4 protein-coding genes are annotated in these 4865 nt (G+C 72.9%); all 4 read right to left on the reverse strand.

Translation table 11 applies throughout. The features are described 5' to 3' along the window. On the reverse strand, window positions 1-1532 hold a 1532-nt coding region (locus tag CCN72_RS24335), incomplete at its 3' end, for a serine/threonine protein kinase (RefSeq protein WP_158101405.1). Beyond that, window positions 1532-2803 carry a coiled-coil domain-containing protein gene (locus CCN72_RS24340; protein ID WP_086809592.1) on the reverse strand — a complete coding sequence of 424 codons (1272 nt, stop codon included), beginning with the start codon at window positions 2801-2803 and terminating at the stop codon, window positions 1532-1534. The genes CCN72_RS24340 and CCN72_RS24335, both read right to left, overlap by 1 nt. 41 nt (window positions 2804-2844) lie before the next feature. Beyond that, a complete protein-coding gene (locus CCN72_RS24345; RefSeq protein WP_086809594.1) occupies window positions 2845-3873 on the reverse strand; it encodes a glutamate ABC transporter substrate-binding protein in 1029 nt (342 codons plus the stop codon). A 14-nt stretch (window positions 3874-3887) separates the two neighbouring features. Further along, the coding region (locus CCN72_RS24350) for a hypothetical protein (RefSeq protein ID WP_086809595.1) at window positions 3888-4865 on the reverse strand (978 nt) is incomplete at its 5' end.

The following is a 4865-nucleotide window of genomic DNA, read 5'->3' on the forward strand; positions in this document are numbered from 1 at the left end:
GGCACGGGAGATCCGGGGGCGGCGGTGCCGCGCTTGCGCCCCCGGATCTCCCGTGCCCCCAGCCGCGACACGTCTGCGTGCAGACGGGGGAACAACTCCGGGTCCGTGACCCGCACTTCGGGCCCGAACAGGGTCGACAGGGCCGGCCGTGCCTGGCCGCTCTGGAGGGCCACGACCTCCCGCAGCACCCCCGTCAGCTGCTCCGCCATCTCCTGCGCGGAGCCGAAGCGGCGGGCCGGGTCGGGGTCGGTGGCGCGCACCAGGAGCCGATAGAAGGACTCGTAGCGGCGGAAGACCTCGACGGTCTCGGGGTCCGGCAGCGAGTCGGCGTAGACGTTGGTGTAGCCCTGGAAGTCGAAGGTGAGCACGGCGAGGGTGCGGCCCACGGTGTACAGGTCGCTCGCCACCGAGGGGCCGACGTCGGCGACCTCGGGGGCCTGGTAGCCGACCGTGCCGTAGATCGCGGACTCGTCGTCGTCCATGCGGCGCACCGCGCCCATGTCGATCAGCTTGAGCTGGTCCTCGGTCTGGATGGCGTTGTCGACCTTGAAGTCGCAGTACAGCAGGTTCCGGCTGTGCAGGTGGCCGAGCGCCTCCAGCGCCTCGATGCCGTACGCGCACGCCTGCTCCACCGGCAGCGGATCGCGTCTGCCCTCAAGCGTGCGGCGGGCGTTGGCGATCTCCTTGAGGGACTTGCCGCCGACGTACTCCATGACGATGTAGCCGTCGAGGGAGCCGGTGCGCTGGTCCAGGTGCTCCACGAAGTTGTAGATCCGCACGATGTTGGCGTGCTCGATCTCCGCGAGGAAGCGCCGCTCGGAGATCGCGGCGGCCATCGCGTCCTGGTCCCCGGTGTCCAGCAGGCCCTTGAGCACCACCCAGCGGTCCGAGACGGCCCGGTCCACGGCGAGATAGACCCAGCCCAGGCCGCCGTGCGCGAGACAGCCCGCGACCTCGTACTGGCCGTGCACGATGTCCCCGGCCTTCAGCTTGGGCACGAAGGAGTACGGGTGGCCGCACTTGGTGCAGAACCCCTCGGTACGGCCCGGCCGTTCGCCCCTGGCCCGGCCCACCGGCGCCCCGCAGTCCGAGCGGGAGCAGAACCGTTTGCGTTCGGGCACCTCGGGGTTGTCCAGGACCATGGTGTGCGGGTCGGGCCGCGGCACCTGCGGCACATCCACCAGGCCCACGCCCAGCCGGCCGCGCCCCGAGGACCCCGAGGACGAGCCGGAGCTGCGCACCGACACCGAGCGGGCGGTGGCGGCGCCGCCGGACAGGGACCGCGACAGCCGCCCGGACACCGAGCGCCGCGACCTGGACGACTGCGAGGACGTGCGCGCGCTGCGGGCACTGCCGGAACTCCGGCTCTCGGCGGCGCCCCGGGTGACACCGGTGGGCGGCGAGCCGACCATCCCGGTCGCCGACACCACCGGCGCCAGACCGCAGGTGTCGCAGTACAGCTCGCCGCCGCCGACGTCCTCGTACGACCCCTCGCAGCCCGGCCGCTGACAGTCCCGCCCGGCCCCGCTCATCACTGGTCCCCCTTACGGTCCTCGGGCGCGCCGTCCAGCAGTTCGGCCGCCGCCCGCTGATAGCGCAGCACCGCGCCCTCGGCCACCCGCAGATCGCAGGGGGCGCTCCACAGCATCCGCCGGGCGGCGTCGTACCGCTCCACCAGGAACGGGTCCTCGGCCAGGCCGTGCCGGGCGACCTTCGCCTTGTAGGCGTCGAGCCGGCCGCGCAGTTCGGCGCGGACCGCGAGCGGCGCGGTGACCGCGGTCAACTGCTCGCGGGCGCGCAGCAGTTCGTCCTCGGCCCGCTGTTCGAGGGACTCCAGCAGCGGGGACAGCCGGTGCCACTGGGCGCCCCGCCGGTACTCGGCCGCCGTCGCCAGCTGCTCCTGGAGCACGGTCGGCGGGCCGCTGACCACCGGCACCTCGGTGGCCGCGATCTTCGCCAGCACCTCGCCGCGCGCCGTACGGGCCTCGGCGAGGGTGCGGTCCGCGCGCGAGAGGACGTCCCGGAGCCGGATCAGCCGGGCCTCCGCGTCCTGGCGCACGGTCAGCACCGCGTCGATCTCCCGGCGCACGTCCTCCAGGGCGCGCGCCTCGCGGTCGTACACCGTGGTGTCCGGACGGCCGCCGCCGGGCGCCGAACTGCCCCGGGCGGGCACCCAGAAGGCGAGCGGGTCGCGGATCACGTCCTCGCGCAGCCGGGTCAGGGTGCGGGTGATCCGCTCCAGGTCGTCCCCGGCCGGGTGCTCGCCGGGGCGCACGCCGACGGAGTGCGCGAGCTGCCGGGTGCGCTGGAGCTCGGCGGCGAGCAGATCGATCCGGGCGGGCAGCGCCGACCAGACCGCGTCGGCGGTCACGACCAGGTCCAGGCTGCTCGCGTACATCTCGTTCATCCGGTCCACCAGCTCGGCCAGCGAGAAGCTCTCGCTGAGCCTGCCGGTGCCGGGCCCGGCGACCGCGACGGAGGTGCCGCGCAGCAGCTCGGTCAGCTCGGCCAGGTCCTCCCGGCTGGACCAGCGGCGCCGGGAACGGATCTCGCGGGCGCCGCGCAGCGCGGCCGTATAGGCGTCGAAGTACGACCACAGCAGGGTGATCCGGTCCTCCGTGGCCCGCCAGCGCTCCTGGGTGACGCCGGACAGTTCGGCGCCCTCCAGGAGTCTGCGGCCCGCGTGGTCCTGGAGGGCGAGCAGCGAGGTCTCGATGGCCTCGTGCTCCTGGCCGAGCCGCGCCAGCGCACGGTCCACCTCGTCCCGGTCCATCACCGGCCCGGCGGGGTCCGTGACGCCCATCGATCACCTCTCGCTTGCTGTGTGTTCCGGTCGGCCGTGGTTCAACTGGTGCGCAGATACTGCGGTGCGGGCGGCTTGGACGCCGAGGAGTCCCTTCCCAGTGTGGCCGACAGCCATGTGTCGTACGACGCCTGCCAGCCACTGGCGCGGTAGGAGACCAGGACCCGGTTGACCCGGCGCACCAGATCGGAGGCGTCCTTCTTCATCGCCACTCCGTAGTACTCGGTCGTGAAGGGCGCGCCCTTGAGCTCCACGGTCGGATCCTGTGCGGCCTGGCTCGCGGCCAGGGCGCCGTCGGTGACCACCGCGTCCACCTCGCCGAGCTGGAGCCGCACCAGGCAGTCCAGCTGGTTGGGCACGGTGGTGGAGAGGTCGGTGGAGGCGGGCAGCGTCCCGGCCTTCTTGTCCGCGTCCAGCTTCGCGTACCCCGTCGAACCGGTGGCCGTGCACACCTTCTTGTGCGCCAGCGTGTCGTTGTACCCGGTGATCGTGGACGACTTGGGCGCGAGGACCTGCTGGCCGGTCTTGAAGTACGGTGCCGAGAACGCGACTTGCCCGAGCCGCTCGCAGGTGATCGTCATCGTACGGACGACCATGTCCACCCGGCCGTCCTGGATCGCCGAGATGCGCTGGTTGGTCGGTATCGCCTTGAACTGGACCGCGTCCGCATCGCCGAGGATGTCCTGGGCGATCCGGTGCACCAGGTCGATGTCGAAGCCCTCCAGCTGGGCGCCCTCGGTGTTGGGGTTGCGGTAGCCCCAGCGGTAGCTGTTCTGGTCGACGCCGACGATCAGCTTGCGCCGGGCGCCCTCGCGGGCCTTGATGGCGTCGATGGTCGGGCCGTCCGCGCCGGACGGGGCGAGGGTCTGCTTCTGCGCCTCGGAGTCCTGGCAGGACCCGGCGCGCACCTGGCTGCCCTCGGCGAGCTGCTGTCCGGCCCGGTCCGGGGCGGCGTGGTGGTGGTGCGCGATCTGCGTGCAGGGCAGCAGCAGGACGAAGGCCAGCGCCAGGGCGCACAGGACCGCCATCGTGCCGACCCCGCCCCAGCCGCGCAGCCGGCTCGCGTCCATCGCCCCGCCCCTTCTCACCGGTACTCCGAAAGCCTGCGGCCGATCCCGGCGAGGGCGCCCGCCGCGCCGAGCACCGCGAGGGCGGCGGCGCCGAGGGGCAGCCCGGTCATGGCGTCCCGCCCGCTCGTGGCGGCCCGCTGGAACTCGGCCTGCTCATGACCTATCGCGCGGGCGAGGTCGCTGTCGACACCGTCGAAGCATTCGCCGGTGGTGCCCTTGGCGCCGATCACCTTGTCCAGCGCCTGCTGGTAGTCGCCGTTCTCGTCCTCGGTGCGGGCCGCGCTGTGGCGCTGCTTCCACAGCGCGGTGCCGGCCTCGGCGGACTTCACGGGCGCGGTGCCGCCGGAGTCGTCGGCGAGCCGCTCCGCCCGGGCGAGGCCCTTGCCGAGCACGGTCATGTCCTTGTCGAAGTCGTAGTAGTACGTGTCGTACTGCTTGCCGCCGACCGTGACGGTCTCGGCGCCGCGCGCCACCAGGCTCAGGTTCTCGTTGCCCCGCGCCTTCAGGGAGGCGATGCGGGCGTCGTGCAGGACGGTCAGGGAGCGGATGCCGTGGTCGTAGGAGCCGGTCAGCTCGGAGCGCGCGACGGTGTGTCCCACGGTGAGCCACAGCAGGGCGACGACGGTGGCGCAGCCGGCGGCGACCAGGCCGTGGTTCAGGACGCGGTTGGTGCGCAGGTAGTCGCGGCGCTGGGCCCAGCCGAGCCCGGCCAAAGTGAGCACGCCGAGCGCGATGGCCGCCCAGGGGTACGGCGTCGCGTCCCCGTAGTCGGCGTCCAGGCGCGCGTTCTCCTTGGTGTAGAGGTCCTCCGCGGCCGGGAGCATCTGCGACTGCATCTTCTCGTTGGCGTAGCGCAGATACGCGCCGCCGACCGGGTAGCCCTGGCGGTTGTAGGTGCGGGCCCGCTCGATGAGGCCCTTGTACTCGGGCAGCAGCCGGTTCAGCCGGGCTCCGCCTCCGAGGCCACCATCGCCCGGCTGAACCGGCCGCTG

The sequence above is a fragment of the Streptomyces murinus genome (assembly GCF_002154555.1).
In the GTDB taxonomy this organism is placed as follows: Bacteria; Actinomycetota; Actinomycetes; order Streptomycetales; family Streptomycetaceae; genus Streptomyces; species Streptomyces murinus.